A 20,000-nucleotide genomic window follows, 5' to 3' on the forward strand; every position below is an offset into this window, starting at 1 on the left:
ACGACTCGGCTTAGTGACTGTGCGCGTTGCGCAGCGCACCTGAGCGGGTAGCGCGCAGCGCCACCAGACTGCCGACCACGATCAACGCGGCCAGGGCATAGAGCGCGGCATCTGTAGACCCGGTCTGGTCCTTGATGAACCCGACCAGGTACGGGCTGAGGAAGCCAGCCATCTGGCCTACCGAGTTGATCAGTGCCAGGCCTGCCACCGCTGCGCTGGCGCTGAGCAAGGCGGTCGGCATGGGCCAGAACATCGGCAGGCCGGTGAGCGCGCCCATGGTGGCAATCGACAGCCCGACAATGGCGACACTCGGCGTGGCGGCGAAGTTGACGGCGATCAGCAAGCCCACCGCGCCCATCAGCATGGGCACCACCAGGTGCCAGCGGCGTTCGTTGCGCAGGTCGGCCGAGCGCCCGCAAAGGATCATGAACACCCCGGCCAGCAGGTAGGGAATAGCGCTCAACCAACCGATCAACAGCGGATTGTCGAAGCCCATGTTCTTGATGATCGACGGCAACCAGAAGTTGATTGCGTAAACGCCGCTCTGGATACAGAAGTAGATGAAGCCGAACGTCCAGATCAGCGGATTGCGCAGCACCGCCAGCACGCTGTCACCGCGGGTCACCGGTTTGCTCGCTGCATCGGCTTGCAGGTCGGCAGCGATCACCTGCCGCTCGGCGGGGCTGAGGAAGGTTGCGGTCTGGTACCCGTCGCTGAGCAGCTTGATCGCCAGTACGCCCAGGGCCACGGTGGGCAGGCCTTGGATGAGGAACATCCATTGCCAGCCGGCCAGGCCATGTTGGCCAGCGGCGAAATGCTCGAGGATCCAGCCGGAGAACGGCCCACCCAGCAGCCCGGAAACCGGAATGGCCGACATGAACAGGGCCATGATGCGACCGCGGCGGTCGGAAGGGAACCAGCGCGAGAGGTACAGCACCACACCAGGGAAGAACCCGGCCTCGGCCGCGCCGGTCAGCAGGCGCAGGGTGTAGAACTCGGTCGGCGTGGTAACGAACAGCAGGCAGGTCGACAGGCTACCCCAGGCGATCATCATCGCCGCGATCCAGCGTCGCGGGCCGAAACGGTTGAGCGCCAGGTTGCTTGGCAGGCCGCAGAGCACGTAGCCGATGAAGAAGATACCGGCACCGAGCCCATATACGGTTTCGCTGAACTGCAATGCATCGAGCATCTGCAGCTTGGCAAAGCCCACGTTGACGCGGTCCAGGTAGTTGAACAGGTAGCAGATGAAAATGAACGGAATCAGCCGCAGGGTGACGCGCCGGTACAGCGCGTTGCGGGTGCTATCGGTGCCTTGGTCAGGGGCAGGGCTGTGTGCCATGATCGAGATCTCTTTTGTTATGGTTGTCACCGCGTCGCCTGTGCCGGCGCTCGCCCTGTTGAGTCTCGGGGAGTGCGACGCGCCTGTCTTTGTGCTTTTGCACAGCGTATCGTGCATGGCGCTGTGCTGCAGTACAAACCCCGCCCCGCATTAAGGATCGTCGTATGTTCGAACTGGACCATGACCTGGCACAGGAAATCGTCGCGCGGGCCATGGCCATTCTGCCCTGCAACGTCAACGTCATGGACAGCCAGGGGTTGATTCTGGGCAGTGGCGAGCCGGAGCGCATCAATACCCGTCATGAGGGCGCGCAGTTGGTCCTGGCCAATGGCCGGGTCGTGGAGCTGGACGTCGAGGCCGCCAAGTGCCTGAAGGGCGTGCAACCCGGCGTCAACCTGCCGCTGATGCTCGACGGGCGACTGTTGGGCGTGCTCGGCTTGACCGGCGATCCGCAGCAGCTGCGCACCTACGGCGAACTGCTGCGCATGACGGCGGAAATGCTCTTGGCGCAGCGCCATCTGCAAGTCGAACAGCAATGGCGGCGCCAGCGCTGCGATGACCTGCTGGCCTTGCTGCTGGGCGGCAGCGGCGATTCCCTGCGCTTGCTGGACGAAGCTCGGCAACTGGGCTTGAAACCACACCTGCCGCGGGTGCCCTGCTTGTTCGAGCTGCGCCCCGGGCCGCCGGCCGATGCCCTGTCGGCCTGGCTGCTGAGCCGCTACCCCGACAGCTGGTGCGTGAGCCCGGCGCGCGAGTCGTTGCTCTGGTGTCGACCGGCGGCGGTGGCGGTCGACGAGGCGCGCCTGATCGAACGTCTGCAACGCCACGGCTGGGCAGTCGAGCGTTTGGCGTCGGGACGAGTGGCGCAGAACCTTGAGCAATTGCGCAAGGGCTACCGCCGCGTACGCGACTTGCTCGCTTACGGCCGCGAGGTGCTGCCCGCACAGCAACTGCTCAGCCTCGAACGCTACCGTTTGCCGGCGTTGCTCTGGCGCCATCGCAACGATGACGCGCTGGACGAGCTGCTCGAACCGCTGCAGCGTATCCGCAGCAAAGACGCCAGCGGCCAGCTGCTCACGACGCTGCGCACCTGGTGCGCCCACGACGGTCAGAGCCAGGCATGCGCCGATGCGTTGGGCATCCATCGCAACAGCTTGCGTTATCGCCTGGAGCGCATCGCCGAGTTGAGCGAAGTCGATCCGTTGCGCCTGGAAGGCCTGCTCAGTCTGTACCTGGGCTTGCAACTGCTGCCGGCCGAGTAGACGCGGCACAGGCGTTTGCCCAAACAACGCCAGGGGCCTGTTGTGCATCCGACCGAGGTCGCTAGGCCTGGCAGCTGTCAGCATGCTGCCATCAGGACAGGAGAAGCCCATGAAAATCGTGATTGCCCCCGACTCGTTCAAGGACAGCCTCGACGCTGCAGGCGTGGCCCGCGCCATCGCGTCGGGCGTGGGTCAGGTCTGGCCTGCCGCGCAGACGCTCGAGTGCCCCATGGCCGATGGGGGTGAAGGCACCCTGCAGGCCATCGTCGCGGCCAGCCACGGCGAGCTGCGCTGGCAAACCGTGCGCGGGCCGTTGGGGCAGGGTGTCCAAGCTGCCTGGGGATGGCTGGCCAGCAGCCGCACTGCGGTGATCGAAATGGCCCAGGCCAGTGGCATCCAGCTGCTGCCTCAGGCCCAGCGCGACGCCTGTCGCAGCAGCACCTGGGGCACCGGGGAACTGATCGCCTCGGCCCTGGCTGCCGGTGCCCAGCGCATCGTCCTGGCAATCGGCGGCAGCGCCACCAACGACGGCGGCAGCGGCATGCTGCGCGCCCTGGGCCTGCGCTTGCTGGACGCCGACGGCCAGCCGCTGGAGGAGGGTGGTCTGGCCCTGGCAGCACTGGCCCACCTGGATGCCAGCGACCTGGATCCACGCTTGGCCGAAGTGCAGGTGGAAGTGGCCGCCGATGTCGATAACCCGCTGTGCGGTGCCAATGGCGCCTCGGCGGTATTCGGTCCGCAGAAGGGCGCCAGCGCCGAGCAGGTGCTGGCGCTGGACCAGGCGCTGGGCCATTTTGCCGATCACTGCGCCCGCTGCCTGGGCGAGGACTGGCGTGACCTGCCCGGCTGCGGGGCTGCCGGCGGCATGGGCTTTGCGGCCAAGGCGTTCATGTCGGCGCGTTTTCGCCCAGGTGTTGAGGTGGTCGCGGAATTGGCTGGTCTCGACGCGCTGGTGCAGGGCGCCGACCTGGTAATCACCGGCGAAGGCCGTTTCGACGCCCAGACCCTGCGCGGCAAGACGCCCCTGGGGGTCGCGCGCGTGGCCAAGCGACACGGGGTACCGGTAATCGTCCTCGCCGGCACGCTAGGCGAAGGGTATCAACAGCTGTATGCACAGGGTATCGATGCTGCTTTTGCCGTAGTCAGCGGGCCCATGACCCTGGAATTGGCCTGCGCCAACGCCTCCCAGCTATTACAGGACCGTGCAGCAGATATCGCCCGGCTTTGGCAATGCGCGATGGCAAAACCTTGATGGCTATTGGCTGTTATTCGCCAGCCGCCTCGGGCTCGGTGGGAAAATTCCTTCAATTGGCATGCGCGACCGCATTACGCGAGTTTGTCGCTATCTGCAAGGCAGAACGTCTCACTACACAATCCGTTTAGGCCTCTATACGTAGCGAATAATACCTTGGAGCTATCACGGGCCCTCTGAAATAAGTATTTTACCGGGCCCGACCGTCTCGCCACTCTTCTGCGCTGTCTAAACAAGAGGGCGGGGCGATGTTAATTCACGGCGACAAGGATTTCGGCCTGCTGAAGGCTGCCGAGCAGGAACTTCAGCAGCAGGCGGGGCTCATCCCCGACGCCGACTTTTACCAACGCAAGTTGCAAGCAGTGTGGAACCGGGCGCAGCACAGTTGCCACTATGCAGGCATCGGCCACTACAGCTTCGATGCGTTTCAAAACCTGGCAATCACGCCGAAGGCCGTCCTGAAGAGCCAGCCGCTGGCGTTCTGTACGGCGGCATTGGACGAAGCTGCCAGGTACTACGCCACCACTGGCACCACCGGCGTACCCACGCCGACGCCGCGCTTGAAGCAGGACATCATCTGGAACGTCGTCAGTGTCGCCGGCCATTGGCAGGCGGTGCTGCGTCCTGGCGCGCGGGTAGCCAACCTGATGCCTTCGGATATCGTTCCCGTCGGCGACCTCATCGCCAATGTCTGCGATTATCTGGATGTCTCCCATGTCCGGGCCTATCCGTTCACCACCGGTATCAGCGACTGGGAGCGGCTGTGCAACCTGTTCGAGACCTATCGACCCAGCGTGCTGTTCATCGCCCCTGGGGTCCTGGTGCAACTGACGCGCTACCTCAAGCAACGCGACGTGCTGCAGCGCTACGCAGGCTCGGTGCAGGCAATCATGTTGCTGGGGGAGGTCAATACCCAGCCGCTGCGCCAACGCCTGGCCCAGTGGTGGCAGTGCGACGTGTTCGACGCCAGCTATGGCAGCACCGAAACCGGTACGCTGGCGGCGACCGGTGAGGACCGGCAGATGCGCCTTGCCACAGCCACGAATTACTTCGAACTGTTGTTGCCCGACGGCCGCTTGGTCACGCCGACCGAGGGCTTGACTGGCCGGCTGGTGGTCACGCCGCTGAACCTCTACGCCCGGCCGCTGTTGCGCCTGGACACCGGCGACAGCGTGAGCATTACCGGCCCGTGGCAGCCAGGTGCGCTCAGCCCGACCGTGTCGGTCAACGGCCGGGACAGCGACAGTGTGCAGGTCGCCGGGATCGAACTGGAAATCCGCGCGGTCGAGGATGTGGTGTACGGCGCGTGCGATGCCACCGGCTACGTCATCGAAGTGGACCGCGAGCGTGACAGCGCCTCGTTGATCCTGGAACGCGATGTGATCTGGGATACCGACCAGGAAGCGCAGTTGCAACAACAGCTGCTGGCGCGGTGCGAGCAGTCGATGGGGCTGCGCCTGGCGCGCATCGTGTTCGTCAACAACCTCTCCGCGCTGAACAAGAGCGGCGCCTCGCAAAAAAGCTGGAAGAAGACCAACCTGCGCTTTGTCGGTGGCCAGTCATGATCGTCCCGCGCTTCCCGCAGGGTCAAGGCCTGGGTAATGCTCAGCCGGACCTCTGGTGCACGTACGCCGCGATCCGCACCTTGGCATGGCTCGAACGCCTCGACACGGCCGACGTCGCTGGCGTGCAGGGTTACATCCAGTCGCGGCGCAACCGCGACGGTGGCTTCGCCTGGAGCAAGGGCATGGCCTCCGATGCCTGGGCTACCTTTTATTGCACGCAAACCCTCGCCGACCTTGGCATCGAACTGATGCAGCCAGAGCGGACCGCCGAGTGGCTGCATACCCTGTTCGACGGTGACGCCTATGCCATGTGCCCTGGACAAGCCGCCGATGCCTGGGCCAGCCACTATGCGCTGCGCACCTTGATCGAGGTGTGCAATGGCCAGGTGCGCGAACATGCCCCGTTGTACGCCTGGCTTGAAGGCTTGCAGTGCGCCAATGGCGGGCTCAGCTGGTCGGCCGACTTTGCCTTGCGCAACGTGGCCGACACGCGCGCCTGTTTCTATGGCGTGATGGCCGCGCGGGCGCTGGTACGTCAGGGCCTGCCAGCACCGCGCTGGGACCAGGCGCGCTTGATCGCCTGGTTGCAAGCGCAGCAGTCGAGCGAGGGCGGCTTTCATTTCAGCGAGGTAGCGCAGGTACCCTGCCTGTGGGCCACCTACCGCGCCACGGCAAGCCTGGCGGCCTTGCAGGCAGGGCCTCGCGAACCTGAGCAATGTGCGAGATGGGTCGATAGCTTGCGGGGGCCAAGCGGTGCCTATGTGCGCTGGGCCGGGTATGACGGCGAGGATGTCTGGGCGGCCTTCTGTGCAGTGGGCACGCTCAAGGCCCTGGGCGAGTCGGTGACCCGCGTGGCTGAACCGGTGGCGGCCTTTCTCGGCAGCCTGGCGATGCCACAGGGGGGCTACAGCTATCGCCAGGTGGCGACCGCCGCCGATGTACTGACCACAGCCGCTGCGCTGCTGGGCGACGAGTTGGCCGAGCCACAGCGCGCGGCTGCCTTGCGCTGGATCGAGGGCTGCCAGATGCCCAACGAACCGGGAATCATGTACATGCCCGGCCGCGGTGCCGAAGTGCGCTGCACCAACTGGGGCTTGGCGGCGGGCGCATTCACCGAGCAGGCGGCGCCGCGCGCGGCGATCGGCCAGTGGCTGGCCACGCTGCAAAATCCTGACGGTGGTTTTGGCTTCTGGGAGGGGCGCGGGTCGGACATGGTGTCCACGGCCTCGGCGGTATCGATCGTGCGTCAGCTCGGGGTCGAGACGCGTGTCGACATGGCCGCCATCGAGGCATTCATCGACAGGTGCCGGCAAGGCCGGCAACACGCCTCGTATCCAGGTGGCGAACCCTCACTGCGCGCGGGGCTGCAGGCCCTGGGCTGTCTGGCCCACTTGGGGCACACGGTGAACCAGGCGGCGACCGAGCTACTGGCCGCGCACCAGGTGCGCCAGGGTGGTTTTGCCAACCAGGGGCAGCGCATTCCCGATCTGCTCAGTACCTACCAGGCGGTGGCCCTGGCGGTGCAGCTCGGCCTGCCGGTCGACGCTGCGCGCCTGCGGTTTTTCCTCGACAAGGTCCGTGGGCCGGCCGGCTATGCCTGGTCGCCGCTGTTCCTGCAGGGGCTGGACCCCCTGTCCACGTGCCTGGGCCGGCTGCTCCAGGCCTATGTCGATGGCCAGCGCGACAGCCTGCCCAATTTGCACCTTTCCTGAGAATTCGCCATGCCCAGACTCAACATCACCTGTGCACCATTGCCTGCACTGCAGCGCAAGCAACTGGCGCTGGATTTCACCCGTGAACTCAAAGCCATCGGCGCCGACGCCGGCCACTGCCTGGTGTTCTTCAAGGACCTGGCCGAAAGCTGCGCCTTTCGTGCCGGTATGCCGCTGCCGATCCTCGACCGCGACGCGCAGCCCGCGCACTTTCACCTGCACCTCACGGTGTCGGCGCAGCGCCCGCAGGCGGTGCTCGACGCACTGGCGACAAGCCTGCGCGAGTGCCTGTACCGGCGCTACCCGAACGCGTTCATCTACCTGGAATTCGATCCGATTCAGCCGGTGCACGTGTACTACGGCGCCGGAGCGCAATTCACCAACGCTGGATATTCACAAGGAACGTCGCGCCCATGAACGAGCTCAGCATCGAACACCGTATTCGCCAAACCCTCGGGCAACTGCTTGGGGAGGAGGTAGAGAGCATCGCCGCCGACGCGAGCTTTCGCGATTTTCTCGGTGAGCGCTTCGACAGCCTCATGGCCGTGGAAGTGATCACCGTCATCGAAGGGCAGTTCGGCTTCGAGGTCGATTACCTGAGCGACGACGTGCGCTACTGGTTCGAAACCCTGGCGCGCATGCAGCAGTTCGTGGCGCAGAAGCTGGAAGACCAACTGAGCTTGCAGGCCATCGGATGACCCACGAGCATTGCTTCACCACCTCCGGCTCGACCGGTGCGCCACGCCAGTGGCTGCGCAGCATGGAGCAGATGCAACGCGAGGCGGCGCTGATCCTCGGCCGCTGGGCGCCTGGCGCCGAGCAGATCTTCGCCTTCGCGCCCAGCAACCATTGCTACGGCATGATCCTCGGCACGGTCGGTGCCCAGGTGATGCAGGCGACGCTGCACAGTTGCTCGCTGGAACGCCAGCAACTGCCGGAGCTCAGCGGTCACGGGCCGTGCGTGATCCTTGCCATTGCCAGCACCTGGCGCCTGCTGCCTTCACTGCTGGCCCGACTGGCAGGGCAGCGCCCGGTGCTGGTGCTGCACAGCGCCTCGATCCTGCCCGAGCACGCCCTGGCCACGGTGCAGCGCTTCGCCGGGCCGCAGGTGCGCTTCGTCGAGGTGCTGGGTGCGACCGAAACCGGCGCCATGGCCTACCGCGAGCTCGATCGCGACAGCCAGCCCGAGCAGCCGTGGACCCTGTTCGACGATGTCACCTTGCTCAGCCCGCTGGGGCAGCCAGCGGCGCTGGAAGTGGCCAGTGCGCGCATCGCTCGCGAGCAAGGTCAGGCAACTGCGGCGCCGAGCTATCGCTGCGATGACCAGATCCTGGCGTTGGATGCCAGGCGCTTTCAATGGCTGGGCCGGGCCAGCAGCCTGATCAAGGTCAATGGTGTGCGCCTGGATCTGGCGCGCCTGACCAGCCTGCTTGGCCAGCGTCTGGCCTGCCCGACACTGGCCTGCGTGGCGGTGCGCGATGCCCTGCGCGGCGAGGCCTACGAAGTGCTGTTCAGTTCCGCCACGCTCAACGAAGCGGCGGTGCTGCAGGCGCTGCAGCAGCTGCCGGCTGAATACCCGCGCGCCATTGCCGTGCGCCGTGTCGCCGACCTGCCTTTATCACCCACCGGCAAGCCCCAACCGTGGGCGGCCGCCCTTACTGTCAAGGATTACACCCATGAGCCTCGCTAGTACCCAGGACACCATCAGCCGCTATCTGAGCAACTGCGGCGCCGACGCCAGCAGCGGCCGGGAACAGCCTGAATACCTTGCTTTGAGCCTGCGCAAGCGCCATGCGCTACTGCAGCGGCAGCCGGACCTGGCTGCCGAATGGGCGATGCAGTACAGCCAATGGCAGGTGCACGCCGACAGCACCTACCGCTGCCTGACCAGTACCCGCGAGGCGTTGGCGCCTTGGTATCGCCTAGGCGTAAAAGACACCGTGGATGTCGCCGGCCTGCCCACTCGGCTGGGCCTGCGCGCCTATCGGCACTACCCACAGCACAGCGCTGCAGCCCTGACTGGGCTCGATCCTCGGATTGCCTTGACCTGCAAGGTCGCCACCACGGAACTGAACATCGCCTTTGGCGCAGGCTGCGTGAATCCGCATTTCCCCAGCATCGACCCCTCCGGCTCCAGTACCGGCTCGGCAGTGTCGGTCGCCGCAGGGTTGTGCGACATCTCGCTGGGCACCGACGTGCTTGGCTCGGTGCGCTGGCCCGCTTCCCACTGCGGCATGGTCGGGCTGCGCATGACCCAGAAAGCGCAGAACCTGGGCGGCGTGTTCCCGCTGTCGCCGCGCATGGACGCGCTGGGTTGGGTCACCCGCAGTGCCGATGACCTCGAGTGGCTGTGGCCGCTGCTGGGGCTCGATCCCTTGCTCGGCCAACAGCGAGTGCGCAAGCCGCACTACCGCGTGGCGCTCCTCGAGCAGGCGCTGGACCCGGCCCTGACCAGTCCGGCGATGCTCGACATGCTTGGCCAGGCACGCACTGCGCTGGCAGAGCTCGGCATGCCGGCACAGGCGGTTGGCATGGCGCAGCTGTGGGCGTGTCGTGGCGATGCCTGGCAGCTGTGCGCACGCGATGCCTGGCTGGCCTCGGCGGCCTGGATGCGCCGTTTCGACTGCGAACTGCACTGGTCGACGCTAAGCGCGCTGCAGGTGGGCGAGGGCGTCAGCGATGCTGAGTACCGGCGTATCCAGCAGCGCATGGACCAACTGCGTGCAGGGATTGACGCCTGGTTCGACAGCGCAGGGCTGGATTTCGTGGTGTTCCCCATGGACCCCAACCGGCCCTTTGACCGGCGCAATCCGCAGCCGGGCGATTCGACCATTCCGTCGCCGGCCGACGCCGACTACGCGCAGAAGATCAGTTTCACCCCGTTGGCCAGCTTCAGCGGTCTGCCGGCGATCACCGTGCCGATTTGCCTGTCCAGCGATGGCAAGGCGCCGTTGGCGCTGCAGATCATGGGGCGCCGTGACAGCGAGTGGCAGTTGCTGGACATCGCCACGCGGCTGCAGGGCCTTATCGGCTTGCTACCGACCCGTCGGCTTCAGGTGTAAGGAGCGCAGCATGTGTGGAATCACAGGTTGGGTGGACTACACCCGCGACTTGACCCAACACCCCGGTGTGCTGGCCGGCATGAGTCAGACGCTGGCCTTGCGTGGGCCGGATGCCAGCGGTAGCTGGCTGCATCGGCATGCCCTGCTGGGCCATCGGCGCCTGGCCATTCTCGACCTGGCAGGCGGTGTGCAGCCGATGACCTATCGCCGCCCGGGAGGCGCAGAGGTCACGCTGGTCTATACCGGCGAGGTCTACAATCACCCTGAGCTGCGTGAACGCCTGCGCGCCTGCGGCCACCAATTCCAGACCCGCAGCGACACCGAAGTGGTGCTGCATGCGTACCTGGAGTGGGGCGAGCAGTGCGCGGACCACCTCACCGGCATGTTCGCCTTCGCCGTATTCGATAGCCGCGATGGGCATTTTCTGCTGGTGCGCGACCGCCTTGGGGTCAAGCCGCTGTATTACGCAAGGCTCGGACAGGGGCTGTTGTTCGGCTCGGAGATCAAGGCGATCCTGGCGCACCCGGATTTCACCGCGCAGCTCGATGAAGTCGGCCTGGTGGATGCCTTGAGCCTCTCGCGCGGCACCTCGCGCACCGCTCTGCGCGGCATCGACGAGCTAGCGCCAGGCCATCGCCTGTCCTGGCGCCCCAATGGGCTGGCGAAGCTCGACCGTTACTGGCAGTTGCAGCGGCGCGAGCACCGCGACGCTGCGCCAGGCACCGTGGCGCAGACCCGCGAGCTACTCGCCAAGGCTCTCGGCGAGCAGCTGCACGCCGATGTGCCGGTGTGCTCGCTGCTGTCCGGTGGGCTCGATTCGACCATTCTCACGGCCATGGCCCAGCAGCGTCTGCAGGCGCAACAGGGCGGCCGGGTTAATTCATTTTCCGTGGATTTCGTCGGTCAGGCCGAGCAGTTTCAAAGCGATGCGTTTCGACCCGAACGCGATCAGCCTTATGCCCTGGCCGCCGCCGAGCATATCGGCAGCCGGCACCAGACCATCCTCATCGACAATGCCGAGTTGATCGATGAGGCAGCGCGGCGCGCGGTGTACCGTGCCAACGATTCGGCGGCGACCTTCGGCGACGTCGACACCTCGCTCTATCTGCTGTTCAAGGCCATCCGTGCGCATTCGACGGTGGCCATCTCCGGGGAGGCCGCCGATGAAGTGTTTGGCGGCTACGCCTGGTTCCGCGATCCCCAGGCCATCGCCGCGCAGCAATTTCCCTGGTTGTCGCGCATGCAGCTGCTGCAGCCGGAATTGATCAACCCCGACTTCAACCGCCTGTGCGATTTCGCCAGCTACCAGCAAAGCTGCTACCAGCAAGCCGTGTCCCAGGTCGAGCACTTGCCAGGCGACAGCCCGCACGAACGGCGCATGCGTGAGCTGTGCCACCTGCACCTGGCGCACTGGTTGCCGATTCTGCTCGAGCGCAAGGACCGCCTGAGCATGGCGGCCAGTCTCGAGGTGCGAGTACCGTTCACCGACCATGACCTGGTCGAATACGTCTACAACGTGCCGTGGGCGATCAAGGGCAAGGACGGTGAGGAGAAGTGGCTGCTCAAGCAAGCTTGCACCGACCTGCTCCCGCAGGCCGTGCTGCAACGGCGCAAGAGTCCGTACCCAACGTCGGCCAACCAGGCTTACGAGCTTTTTTTGCGCGAGCGGGCAGGGCTGCTGCTCAGCGATACCAGCAACCGGGTGTTCCAGATCATCGATCACGGGCGCCTGGCCGCAGAGTTGCGGCAACCTTCGGGGTATTTCAATTCGCAACTGCGGCGCAACAATCTGGAGACAGCGCTCGCGCTCGATGCCTGGTTACGCGACTACCGCTTGAGCCTCTAGTGCCACCTAGGCGATGCCATCCAGGCTGATCGGGTTGTGGATGGTATCGGCGAAGCGCCGCGGCGTGCCGTGGTCGAGCATGGCGATGAAACTGCCCAGGGCCGGTGAGGCGTTCTGGGCATTCCAGTTCATGTACAGGCCCATGGTCGGGGTCGGCTGACCCTTGATGGGGCGGATCGGCCGGAACTGCACGCGGTCGCGCAGGGTGGAGTAGGCGATCGACTCGGGGACCAACGCCACGCCGAAACCACAGGCCACCAGCCCGATAAGCGTATGGATCTGCGACGCCTCCTGCACGATTCGTGGGTAGAAACCGGCCGACTCGCACAAGGCGATCAGTTGGCTGTGGTAGCCGCTGCCCAATGCTTGCGGGGTGAACACGAAGTCTTCTTCGGCAAAGTCGCGCAAGTCCACCAGTTGCTGCTGCGCGCGGTGGTGGTTGGCCGGCAAGGCCATGAGGATCTGCTCGCTGAGCAACAGCCGCGATTCGATGGCGTCGGGCGACATCGGCAGCTTGCGCATGAAACCGATGTCAGCCTCGCCGGCCAGTAACGCCTTGGCCTGGGAGGCCGAAGGCATTTCGCGGATGGTCAGGCGCACATTGGGATAGACCTCGCGAAACTTCTTCAAGGTGGTGAGCAACGACTCGTAGTAGGCGATGGAAATCGCCGTGATGGTCAGTTTGCCGCAAACCCCTTCGGAGACATTGCGCGCGTACTCGATGCCCTGTTCGAGCTCCTTGAGCGTGCGGTAGGCGGTTTCCAGGAAGGCCATGCCGGCAGCGGTGAGCTTGACCGCGCGTTTGTTGCGCAGGAACAGGCTGAAGCCGAGCTTTTCTTCCAGGCGGCTGATCGCCTGGCTCAACGGCGGTTGCGCCATGTGCAGGCGCAGCGCGGCTTTATGAAAGTGCAGCTCCTCGGCGACGGCGATGAACTGCCTGAGCAAACGTGTCTCGATCATTGCATGTTCCTTCATCGAGTCGAACGGGAGCTGGTGGCGGTGATATCTCGGAGATATCAAATTTGCATGCTTTTAATATTAAGTCATTGATTTTTTTATTGTTATCGTAAAAAGGAGAATCGCAAGGGCTCTACAATGCCAATTACAGACCCGTTCACCGGTAAAGTCGCCATCGTCACCGGCGCCGCTCAAGGCCTAGGCCTGGATTACGCCGCCGCACTGGCCGCCCGCGGCGCCCGTGTGGTCATCAGCGACCTGGGTACCGACCGCTCAGGCCAGGGGCAGAACCCCGAGGCCATCGACACCGCGCTCAAGGCCTTGCAGAGCAAAGGCTATGAAGTGATCGGGCATGTCGGTCAGCTCGATCACGAGGCGCAATGTCAGGCACTGGTGGAGCTGGCGATCGCCCACTTCGGTGCCGTGGACATCCTCATCCACAACGCCGGCTGGGTGGACTACCAGGGCATCGAGAGCCAAGAGCACGCCTTTCTCGAGCGCGCGCTGGGTATCAGCGTGCACGCCCCGGTGTGGCTGGCCAAGCATGCCTGGAAATACCTGAAACACTCAACGGCGCCGCGCATCGTGCTGACCACGTCCGACCGCGCCATGTATCAGCGCTATGCGCAGCCGGGGCTGGTCGCCTACGCCGCCGGCAAAATGGCTCAGGTCGGCATCATGAATGCCTTGAGCATGGAGGGCCTGGAGCACGGCATCCTGGTCAACGCGATTTCTCCGGTGGCCAAGACGCGCATGTGGGGTATCGACCAGGCACCCGATGAGCTCAAGCCCGAGTGGGTGACCCCCGGGGTGCTCTACCTGGCCAGCGCCCTGTGCCACGACACTGGGTATATCCTGCGCGCCAGTAACGGTCAGTTCACCGCTACGCGCTTCTGCGAGAACAGCGGCGTCAGTTATCCACGCGATCTGGCGCGGGTCGAGGCGGCGAGTCTGGCCGAGGTCGCTGCGCGTTGGAGTCGCATCAAGGAGTGTCACTACGTGCCGGTCAAGGTGGCCGACACCCGCGCCGATCTCGGCGAGAGCCCGGTGTGGGATGCCCGCAGCCGCTCGCTGTACTTCGTCGACATCACCGGCGGGCGCATTCTGCGCCTACTGCCCGATGGCCAGGTCGAACGGCTGTATGAGTCGGCAGCGCGCATTGGCGCACTGGCCCTGACCGATCGCGGCAACCTGATCTTCACCGAAGACGCCAGCGCCGTGCTGCTCGATCTCGACACCGGACGCATTCGCCAGTATTCGGTACCGGTGCACCCGCGCTCGAGCTACCGCTTCAATGACGGCGCGTGCGATCCGCAAGGACGCTTCGTCACCGGCCTGATGGACGAGGCGCCCAGCGGCAAGACCGGGGCGCTGTTCCGCTTCGATGCCGAGCTCAATGACGACGTGATTCATGACGGCCTGGCCTTGCCCAACGGTTTGGCCTGGTCGGCCGATGGGCGCAGCTTGTTCTTCGTCGACTCGGTCGAGCGGCGCATCTACCGCGCCGAATACCCGGCAGATGGTCGCCTGGAGCAGATCAGCCTGTTTGCCGAGACCCCAGCCGAACTGGGCCGGCCAGACGGCATCGCGCTCGATCGCGAAGGCGGGCTGTGGGTCTGTCAGTTCAATGGCAGCTGCGTGCTGCACTACGACTGCAATGGCCACCTGACCGACCAGGTGGTGATGCCGGTACCGCGCCCAACCAGCTGCTGCTTCGGCGGCGACGGCCTGGGCACCTTGTACATCACCACCGCGCGCGTTGGCATGTCGCCCGAGCAGCTGCGCCACTACCCGGATGCTGGCGATCTTTACGCGATTCGACCGGAAGTCGGTGGCATCGCCCGCTTCAACTTCAAAGAGTGAGCGCCTGCTGCTCGACGCCGTGAAACGGCGGGTACTCGCGCAGTTGCGCCGGCGACAATGGCCGGCTGAAGTGGTAGCCCTGGGCGATGTCGCATCCTGCGAGCTTCAGGCATACCACCTGCTCGCGGGTTTCGACACCTTCGGCGACCACTTCCAGGCCCAGGCGCTTGGCCAGGATGATGGTCGAGGAGACGATCGGGCTGTCGTCGTAGCTGTTGGACAGTGGCGCGATCAGCGAGCGGTCGATTTTCAGTTTGCTCAGCGGCAGCGACTGCAAATGCGCAAAGCCTGCGTAGCCGCGGCCGAAGTCGTCCAGGCTGATGCCCAGCCCCGCGTCACGCAGACGATGCAGGTGATCCAGCGCCGTACCCTCGGGATCGAGAATGGTGGTTTCGGTGATCTCCAGTTCCAATCGCCGGGCATCGATGCCGCGCACTTGCAGCTCGGCCAACAGCCGGGTGCTGAAATCCGTCTGACGCAACTGCAGGGCTGAAACATTGACCGCCAGACGCGCCGCGCGGCCTTGCTGTTGCCAGCGGGCCAGCTCCTCGCAAGCCAGGCGCAAGACCTCCCAGCCCAGCTCGATGATGAAGCCGCTGCGCTCGGCCAGGCCGATGAAGCGATCAGGGTAGAGCAAGCCGAACTCCGGATGCTGCCAGCGCACCAGCGCCTCGTACCCTAGGACACGCTGGGTATCCAGGCGAATCTGCGGCTGGTAGTGCAGCTCGAACTGGCGTTCGGTCAGCGCCGTGCCGAAGGCTTGCTCGAGGGTGAAGGCCTGGATATCCGGAAGGTTCAGCGACTGATCGAAGAAACGGTACTGGGCACGCCCAGCTTGCTTGGCCGAGTACATCGCGGCATCGGCGCAGCGGATCAGGCTGTCGATGTCCTGGCCATCGCGTGGACAGATGCTCACCCCGACGCTTGGGCTGGTATTGACCTCCTGGCCATCCAGGGCATAAGTGGCCGAGAGTTTCTGCACCAGCGTGCGCACCCAGGTATCGATCTGTTCTTCGCTGCGCTCGCCGGCCAGCAGCACGACAAACTCATCTCCGCCAAAGCGCGAGGCCTCGTCGCCGGGTTCGAGCAGGCGCTGAATGCGCCCGGCCACTGCTTGCAGCAGCAGGTCGCCGACCTTGTGCCCGAGCGAGTCGTTGATCGATTTGAAGCGGTCCATGTCGATGAACAACATTGCCAGCAAGCGGCGCTTGCCGCGCTGCTGGGTCAGGGCCTGGCCGGCGACCTCGACGAACTGGCGACGATTGTGCAGCCCGCTGAGGTGGTCAGTGGCGGCGGCCTGGCTGCTGCGTCGGTGCTCATCTTCCAGGCGTCCGATCAGTTGCTGATTGACCTGCTGCGCCTGTTCCAGGGCGGTGAAGGCCTCCTGACGTTTGCGCAGCAGCCGCAGGGTCCAGGCGAGGCTGGCGAGGATCATCAGGGTCATGCTCAGGTTCAGCCAGAACTGCCGCGTGTAGACCGTGGACGAGGGGCCGAGGATCTCGTCCTGGCGCTGGCTCACCACCACACTGAAACCACGGTCTGGTACCTGCCGGAAAAGACTCTGGTAGGGCGCGCCAGCAAGGTATTGCGTCGCCTGCGCGGTAGGCGTGGCGCCTTGGCCCAGGCTCGGCGTCATTGCCTGCTCGGGCGCCGCCGCGCCATCCGCAGTAAGGCGCAGACGTTCTTCACCATCCTTCTGCAGCACCCGCAGCATGCCGCTGCCGCCCAGATCCACGGATTGCACCCAGGCCGCCAGGTCTTCGGTGTTCAGTTGCACGCACAAAACAGCCCCGATCTCACGCCCGGCGGCGTCAGGCAAAGGCAGCAGGAACACCAACCCCGCTGCGGCTGTGGGCGTTGCCACCGAGTGCGGCACGACGTTTGCCAGCAGAGGCTTGAAGCCATGATCAGCAACGTGCAGTTGCAGCTGTTTGAGCCACTCACTCGGCAATGACCCTCGGCGACTGGCTGGATTCGCCGCAAGCGGGCGCCCTTGGCGATCATAGAGACTCGCGGCGCTGAATAAGGGGTCATTGAGCAACAGCTGGGCAACCCGGGGTCGCTCAGGCGAGGGCAGTTGCCAAGCGCGGTGCAGGGCGCTCGCACGCTGCTGCGCGTGGTCGATCAGCTGGCGCAGGCTCTGCGCGACGATGCTCGCAAGGTTGAGTTGCTCGGCGGCCTTGGCCTTCAGCGCCCCGTCGCGGGCAGCCGCGCTCTGGGTGAGCTGCAAGCCCCAGAGAAAGGTCAAGGTGGCGGCGCAGAGCATCATGATGAGTAGACGCAAGAGGCCTGTCGATGAGAGGGAGCGGCGGATCACAGCAGGTATTCCTGACCCTGGGAGGTGCCTGAAAATACGACAGGGAGGTGACAGCGTGATGACTGGTGGCAAAACGCCGTTAGCCAGGCCGTTGAGCCCACCACCTCATATCTCGCAGTCGGCGTATTCATCGGTACTGGTGACAATTGCCCCTCAGCGCTGTATACCTGAGCCCTACCAAGGGGAGCCCGGCAACGGGCTGAGATACCGCTGGCCTGCGCAGCGCGGTGACCCTTCGAACCTGATCCGGATAATGCCGGCGAAGGGATGGGATATTGACCTGCCTTCCTGCCGGCCTCACTGCGAGGCCATCCACTGCCCAGCCGCACTGGCCTCGCTGTCTTGCCCAAAAAGGGGACAGCTGCATGACCGAACGCTTCAGTGAAACGCTCAAACGCCAAAACCAATCAGCCTGGACCGCTGCGGTGAGCCACCGCTTCGTCACCGAGTTGTGTGCCGGTAGCCTGGCCGACCCGGTCATGGTTCGTTACCTGGTGCAGGATCACCGTTTTCTCGACAGCTTCCTGACCCTGCTGGGCGCGGCCATCGCCAGCGCCGACACCTTTGCCGCACGCCTGTGCCTGGGCCGTTTCGCCGGCATGATCAGCAGCGAGGAAAACACCTACTTCCTGCGCGCATTCGAAGCATTGGGCGTAAGCCCTGAGCAGCGCGCCACGCCTGCCGACACGCCGCCTACCGCGGGGTTCAAGGCGATCATGCAGGAAGCGGCGGCGACGCGATCCTACGCCGCAGCCCTGGCGGTGCTGAATGTCGCCGAAGGCTTGTACCTGGACTGGGCGAGCGCTGCGCCCAAGCCGTTGCCCGACAACTTCGTGCACGCTGAATGGATCACCCTGCATGACAACCCGGCATTCTGCGATTTCGTAGCGTTTCTGCAGGCCGAGCTCGATCGCGTCGGCCCGCAACACGCGGCGCTCGCCAGCGATTTCTATCGCCGCAGCGTGGCGCTGGAGCTGGCGTTCTTCGATGCCGTGTACGCCGAGGAGGGTTAAGCCGTGGATATTTTCGAGCGCCTCAAAACGGCTAGCCATGAGCAATGGAGCATCTATGTGGATCATGACTTCGTCCGTCAGATGGGCGAGGGCACATTGCCTGAGGCTGCATTTCGCACCTACCTGATCCAGGACTACCTGTTTCTGATTCAATTCGCTCGGGCGTGGGCACTGGCTGCCTACAAAAGTCGCCTGCCCGCCGATATCCGCGCCGCGCAGGCGGGCTTGGCGGCCATTCTCGATGAAACCGAACTGCACCTGCGCCTCTGTGCCCGCTGGGGACTGTCGCAAGCCGATATCGAGGCGGCGCCGGAGCACCAGGCTACCGTGGCCTACACCCGTTACGTGCTCGACTGCGGCGCAGCAGGCGATCTGTTGGAGCTGCATGCGGCGCTGGCTCCGTGCGTGATCGGCTATGCCGAGATCGGCCGTAGCCTGGCGCAGCGCATTGGCAATCTGAACGACCACCCGTATCGAGAATGGATTGGCGAGTACGCCGGTGATGCTTATCAGGGCGTCGCCGCTGCTGCGCGGCGGCACTTGGATGAATTGGCGGCGCGCAGCATGACCGAGCAGCGCTTCGCCGATCTGGCGCATATTTTTGGCCAGGCCTCACGGCTCGAAGCGGACTTTTGGCAGATGGGATTGGACGGCGCAGGCATCGGACACGCGCCACGCTGAAAGACAGGTGTTGGCAGCAGGCTTGCTGCAATCAGATCAAACTTCGCTGCCCGGGTGGGTTCTCTAATAGACATTCATCGGAGAGCGACGCATGAACAACACCGAGCAGCAACCTAAGGGGCCACATTCCTCGGAGCACGCCGAGGACGCAGATGAGCTGGGCTTCGATCCTGACTCGCCTGATCTCGACGACCCACAGGTAGACCCGCAAGGTCCAGCGAAACCGCCCAGGGATGTGGAGAAGGGCAACACGGATAAATGAACGGGCTCACCCATCGCCGGCTGTCCGGCGATGGGTGAGGGGGCATCAGCCCTCGACTTGCCCCTCGACTTGCTTGGCTGCCTCGACACCTGCCGAGGACAGTTTGATCGGATAATGCACGCTGATCTCGTGCGCATCATCGACCGCCACGGCGCCATCCTGGATGAGGCCGCCCTCTTGCAACGTCTTGAGCATGCCGGCCACGGCTTTCTCTCCGCGATAGTTGTCCAGCAGCTCCTTGCCGAGCCCATGGGGATGGGCGTGTAGCAAACGGGTCAGGATTTCGCTTCGCAGTGCATCGTTACTCATCTGTGGCCTCAATTCGTCAGTCAGTTATTTACCGTGGGTAGTCTGCAGGGCCTTGGCTTTTTGCAGGTGGGCTTCCAGGGTCGGCAGCGTTTTCGCAGCGAAGGCTTTCAGCTCGGCTTTATCCGAGGAGGCGGCTTCTTTCTTGTACAACTCGACGGCCTTTTCGTGGGCATCGACCTGGTTGTTCACGTACGACTTGTCGAACGACTCGTCACGCCATTCCAGGATGACCTTTTTTACTTTGTCGGTCAGCGCTGCTTCATCTGGCACGCTGATGTCCAGCTTACGGGCGATGTCAGCCAACTCTTGGTTGGCCTTGGTATGATCGGTGACCATCATGTCAGCGAAGCCCTTGATCTCGGCATTCTGGCTTTTTTCCTGTGCCAGCTTGCCGGTGACCACTTCGGCGATGCCTGCTTCGGTGGCGGCTTCGACGAAATCATCGGAGGTGGCGGCCATTGCGTGCAGCGACGCCATGCCCAGTACCAGCGACAACCCAGCGCGTTTAATGAACAGATTGCTCATGCCTGACTCCTTCTAACCGTTGGCGCGACCTCAGT

18 protein-coding genes, 1 pseudogene and 1 riboswitch are annotated in these 20,000 nt (G+C 64.5%); of the genes and pseudogenes, 14 read left to right on the forward strand and 5 right to left on the reverse strand.

The window, feature by feature from the left end; all coding sequences use genetic code 11:
- Window positions 1-10 precede the first annotated feature (10 nt).
- Window positions 11-1,339 (reverse strand): MFS transporter, encoded by a 1,329-nt coding sequence (locus ACLEJW_RS12070; RefSeq protein ID WP_440777602.1) that lies wholly within the window; start codon window positions 1,337-1,339, stop codon window positions 11-13.
- A gap of 164 nt (window positions 1,340-1,503) precedes the next feature.
- Here ACLEJW_RS12070 and ACLEJW_RS12075 point away from each other — a divergent pair, with 164 nt between their 5' ends.
- The 9 genes from ACLEJW_RS12075 (at window position 1,504) to asnB (ending at window position 12,038) form a co-directional block, all read left to right on the forward strand.
- On the forward strand, window positions 1,504-2,601 hold the full coding sequence (locus tag ACLEJW_RS12075; protein ID WP_440777603.1) for a sugar diacid recognition domain-containing protein: 1,098 nt from the start codon (window positions 1,504-1,506) through the stop codon (window positions 2,599-2,601).
- Window positions 2,602-2,710: 109 nt separating this feature from the next.
- Entirely contained in the window at window positions 2,711-3,853 is a 1,143-nt protein-coding gene (locus ACLEJW_RS12080; RefSeq protein ID WP_440777604.1) for a glycerate kinase, read from the forward strand.
- A 248-nt stretch (window positions 3,854-4,101) separates the two neighbouring features.
- Window positions 4,102-5,418 (forward strand): AMP-binding protein, encoded by a 1,317-nt coding sequence (locus ACLEJW_RS12085; protein WP_440777605.1) that lies wholly within the window; start codon window positions 4,102-4,104, stop codon window positions 5,416-5,418.
- Window positions 5,415-7,130, forward strand: coding sequence for a prenyltransferase/squalene oxidase repeat-containing protein (locus tag ACLEJW_RS12090; protein ID WP_440777606.1), 1,716 nt, complete (start codon window positions 5,415-5,417; stop codon window positions 7,128-7,130). The genes ACLEJW_RS12085 and ACLEJW_RS12090 overlap by 4 nt, the downstream gene beginning before the upstream one ends.
- A 9-nt stretch (window positions 7,131-7,139) precedes the next feature.
- Window positions 7,140-7,547: a hypothetical protein gene (locus ACLEJW_RS12095; protein ID WP_440777607.1), complete on the forward strand. Its 408-nt coding sequence runs from the start codon at window positions 7,140-7,142 to the stop codon at window positions 7,545-7,547.
- A complete protein-coding gene (locus ACLEJW_RS12100; protein ID WP_145192898.1) occupies window positions 7,544-7,828 on the forward strand; it encodes an acyl carrier protein in 285 nt (94 codons plus the stop codon). The genes ACLEJW_RS12095 and ACLEJW_RS12100 overlap by 4 nt, the downstream gene beginning before the upstream one ends.
- Window positions 7,825-8,820, forward strand: coding sequence for an AMP-binding protein (locus ACLEJW_RS12105; protein WP_440777608.1), 996 nt, complete (start codon window positions 7,825-7,827; stop codon window positions 8,818-8,820). Before ACLEJW_RS12100 ends, ACLEJW_RS12105 begins: the two co-directional genes overlap by 4 nt.
- A complete protein-coding gene (locus ACLEJW_RS12110) occupies window positions 8,807-10,192 on the forward strand; it encodes an amidase family protein (RefSeq protein ID WP_440777609.1) in 1,386 nt (461 codons plus the stop codon). Before ACLEJW_RS12105 ends, ACLEJW_RS12110 begins: the two co-directional genes overlap by 14 nt.
- A 10-nt stretch (window positions 10,193-10,202) precedes the next feature.
- Window positions 10,203-12,038 carry an asparagine synthase (glutamine-hydrolyzing) gene (asnB, locus tag ACLEJW_RS12115; RefSeq protein ID WP_440777610.1) on the forward strand — a complete coding sequence of 612 codons (1,836 nt, stop codon included), beginning with the start codon at window positions 10,203-10,205 and terminating at the stop codon, window positions 12,036-12,038.
- 6 nt (window positions 12,039-12,044) lie between these two features.
- Here the strand turns inward: asnB and ACLEJW_RS12120 are convergent, their stop codons facing one another.
- Complete coding sequence (locus ACLEJW_RS12120; RefSeq protein ID WP_145192889.1) at window positions 12,045-12,998, reverse strand: LysR substrate-binding domain-containing protein; 954 nt, start codon at window positions 12,996-12,998, stop codon at window positions 12,045-12,047.
- Window positions 12,999-13,133: 135 nt separating this feature from the next.
- On the opposite strand from ACLEJW_RS12120, the pseudogene ACLEJW_RS12125 reads away from it, so the two are divergent.
- Window positions 13,134-13,742, forward strand: a pseudogene (locus tag ACLEJW_RS12125) (SDR family NAD(P)-dependent oxidoreductase); the annotation flags it as partial.
- A gap of 6 nt (window positions 13,743-13,748) precedes the next feature.
- Window positions 13,749-14,858: an SMP-30/gluconolactonase/LRE family protein gene (locus ACLEJW_RS12130; protein ID WP_313294801.1), complete on the forward strand. Its 1,110-nt coding sequence runs from the start codon at window positions 13,749-13,751 to the stop codon at window positions 14,856-14,858.
- Here the strand turns inward: ACLEJW_RS12130 and ACLEJW_RS12135 are convergent.
- Window positions 14,848-17,175, reverse strand: coding sequence for a putative bifunctional diguanylate cyclase/phosphodiesterase (locus ACLEJW_RS12135; protein ID WP_313294671.1), 2,328 nt, complete (start codon window positions 17,173-17,175; stop codon window positions 14,848-14,850). The genes ACLEJW_RS12130 and ACLEJW_RS12135 overlap by 11 nt on opposite strands.
- A 170-nt stretch (window positions 17,176-17,345) precedes the next feature.
- Window positions 17,346-17,460, forward strand: a riboswitch (TPP riboswitch).
- Between the two features lie 80 nt (window positions 17,461-17,540).
- Between ACLEJW_RS12135 and ACLEJW_RS12140 the strand changes: the two genes are divergently transcribed.
- The 3 genes from ACLEJW_RS12140 (at window position 17,541) to ACLEJW_RS12150 (ending at window position 19,131) form a co-directional block, all read left to right on the forward strand.
- Entirely contained in the window at window positions 17,541-18,188 is a 648-nt protein-coding gene (locus ACLEJW_RS12140; protein WP_440777611.1) for a TenA family protein, read from the forward strand.
- Between the two features lie 3 nt (window positions 18,189-18,191).
- Complete coding sequence (gene tenA / locus ACLEJW_RS12145; protein WP_313457327.1) at window positions 18,192-18,869, forward strand: thiaminase II; 678 nt, start codon at window positions 18,192-18,194, stop codon at window positions 18,867-18,869.
- A gap of 91 nt (window positions 18,870-18,960) precedes the next feature.
- Complete coding sequence (locus tag ACLEJW_RS12150; protein ID WP_313457329.1) at window positions 18,961-19,131, forward strand: DUF6021 family protein; 171 nt, start codon at window positions 18,961-18,963, stop codon at window positions 19,129-19,131.
- Window positions 19,132-19,176: 45 nt separating this feature from the next.
- On the opposite strand, the gene ACLEJW_RS12155 is transcribed toward ACLEJW_RS12150, so the two are convergent.
- Together ACLEJW_RS12155 and ACLEJW_RS12160 are read right to left on the reverse strand one after the other, a co-directional pair.
- The gene (locus tag ACLEJW_RS12155; protein ID WP_145192878.1) at window positions 19,177-19,440 is read right to left on the reverse strand and encodes a hypothetical protein; all 264 of its coding nucleotides are present in this window, start codon (window positions 19,438-19,440) and stop codon (window positions 19,177-19,179) included.
- 24 nt (window positions 19,441-19,464) lie between these two features.
- A complete protein-coding gene (locus ACLEJW_RS12160; protein ID WP_145192876.1) occupies window positions 19,465-19,965 on the reverse strand; it encodes a DUF4142 domain-containing protein in 501 nt (166 codons plus the stop codon).
- Window positions 19,966-20,000: the final 35 nt, after the last annotated feature.

The organism is Pseudomonas sp. SMSB3, from assembly GCF_052041965.1.
Classification (GTDB): Bacteria; Pseudomonadota; Gammaproteobacteria; order Pseudomonadales; family Pseudomonadaceae; genus Aquipseudomonas.

Bases quoted from the DNA above. Each gene is read 5' to 3' on its own strand.
- ACLEJW_RS12070 (WP_440777602.1), bottom strand. From the start codon at position 1,339: ATGGCACACAGCCCTGCCCCTGACCAAGGCACCGATAGCACCCGCAAC.
- ACLEJW_RS12075 (WP_440777603.1), top strand. From the start codon at position 1,504: ATGTTCGAACTGGACCATGACCTGGCACAGGAAATCGTCGCGCGGGCC.
- ACLEJW_RS12080 (WP_440777604.1), top strand. From the start codon at position 2,711: ATGAAAATCGTGATTGCCCCCGACTCGTTCAAGGACAGCCTCGACGCT.
- ACLEJW_RS12085 (WP_440777605.1), top strand. From the start codon at position 4,102: ATGTTAATTCACGGCGACAAGGATTTCGGCCTGCTGAAGGCTGCCGAG.
- ACLEJW_RS12090 (WP_440777606.1), top strand. From the start codon at position 5,415: ATGATCGTCCCGCGCTTCCCGCAGGGTCAAGGCCTGGGTAATGCTCAG.
- ACLEJW_RS12095 (WP_440777607.1), top strand. From the start codon at position 7,140: ATGCCCAGACTCAACATCACCTGTGCACCATTGCCTGCACTGCAGCGC.
- ACLEJW_RS12100 (WP_145192898.1), top strand. From the start codon at position 7,544: ATGAACGAGCTCAGCATCGAACACCGTATTCGCCAAACCCTCGGGCAA.
- ACLEJW_RS12105 (WP_440777608.1), top strand. From the start codon at position 7,825: ATGACCCACGAGCATTGCTTCACCACCTCCGGCTCGACCGGTGCGCCA.
- ACLEJW_RS12110 (WP_440777609.1), top strand. From the start codon at position 8,807: ATGAGCCTCGCTAGTACCCAGGACACCATCAGCCGCTATCTGAGCAAC.
- asnB (WP_440777610.1), top strand. From the start codon at position 10,203: ATGTGTGGAATCACAGGTTGGGTGGACTACACCCGCGACTTGACCCAA.
- ACLEJW_RS12120 (WP_145192889.1), bottom strand. From the start codon at position 12,998: ATGATCGAGACACGTTTGCTCAGGCAGTTCATCGCCGTCGCCGAGGAG.
- ACLEJW_RS12130 (WP_313294801.1), top strand. From the start codon at position 13,749: ATGTGGGGTATCGACCAGGCACCCGATGAGCTCAAGCCCGAGTGGGTG.
- ACLEJW_RS12140 (WP_440777611.1), top strand. From the start codon at position 17,541: ATGACCGAACGCTTCAGTGAAACGCTCAAACGCCAAAACCAATCAGCC.
- ACLEJW_RS12150 (WP_313457329.1), top strand. From the start codon at position 18,961: ATGAACAACACCGAGCAGCAACCTAAGGGGCCACATTCCTCGGAGCAC.
- ACLEJW_RS12155 (WP_145192878.1), bottom strand. From the start codon at position 19,440: ATGAGTAACGATGCACTGCGAAGCGAAATCCTGACCCGTTTGCTACAC.
- ACLEJW_RS12160 (WP_145192876.1), bottom strand. From the start codon at position 19,965: ATGAGCAATCTGTTCATTAAACGCGCTGGGTTGTCGCTGGTACTGGGC.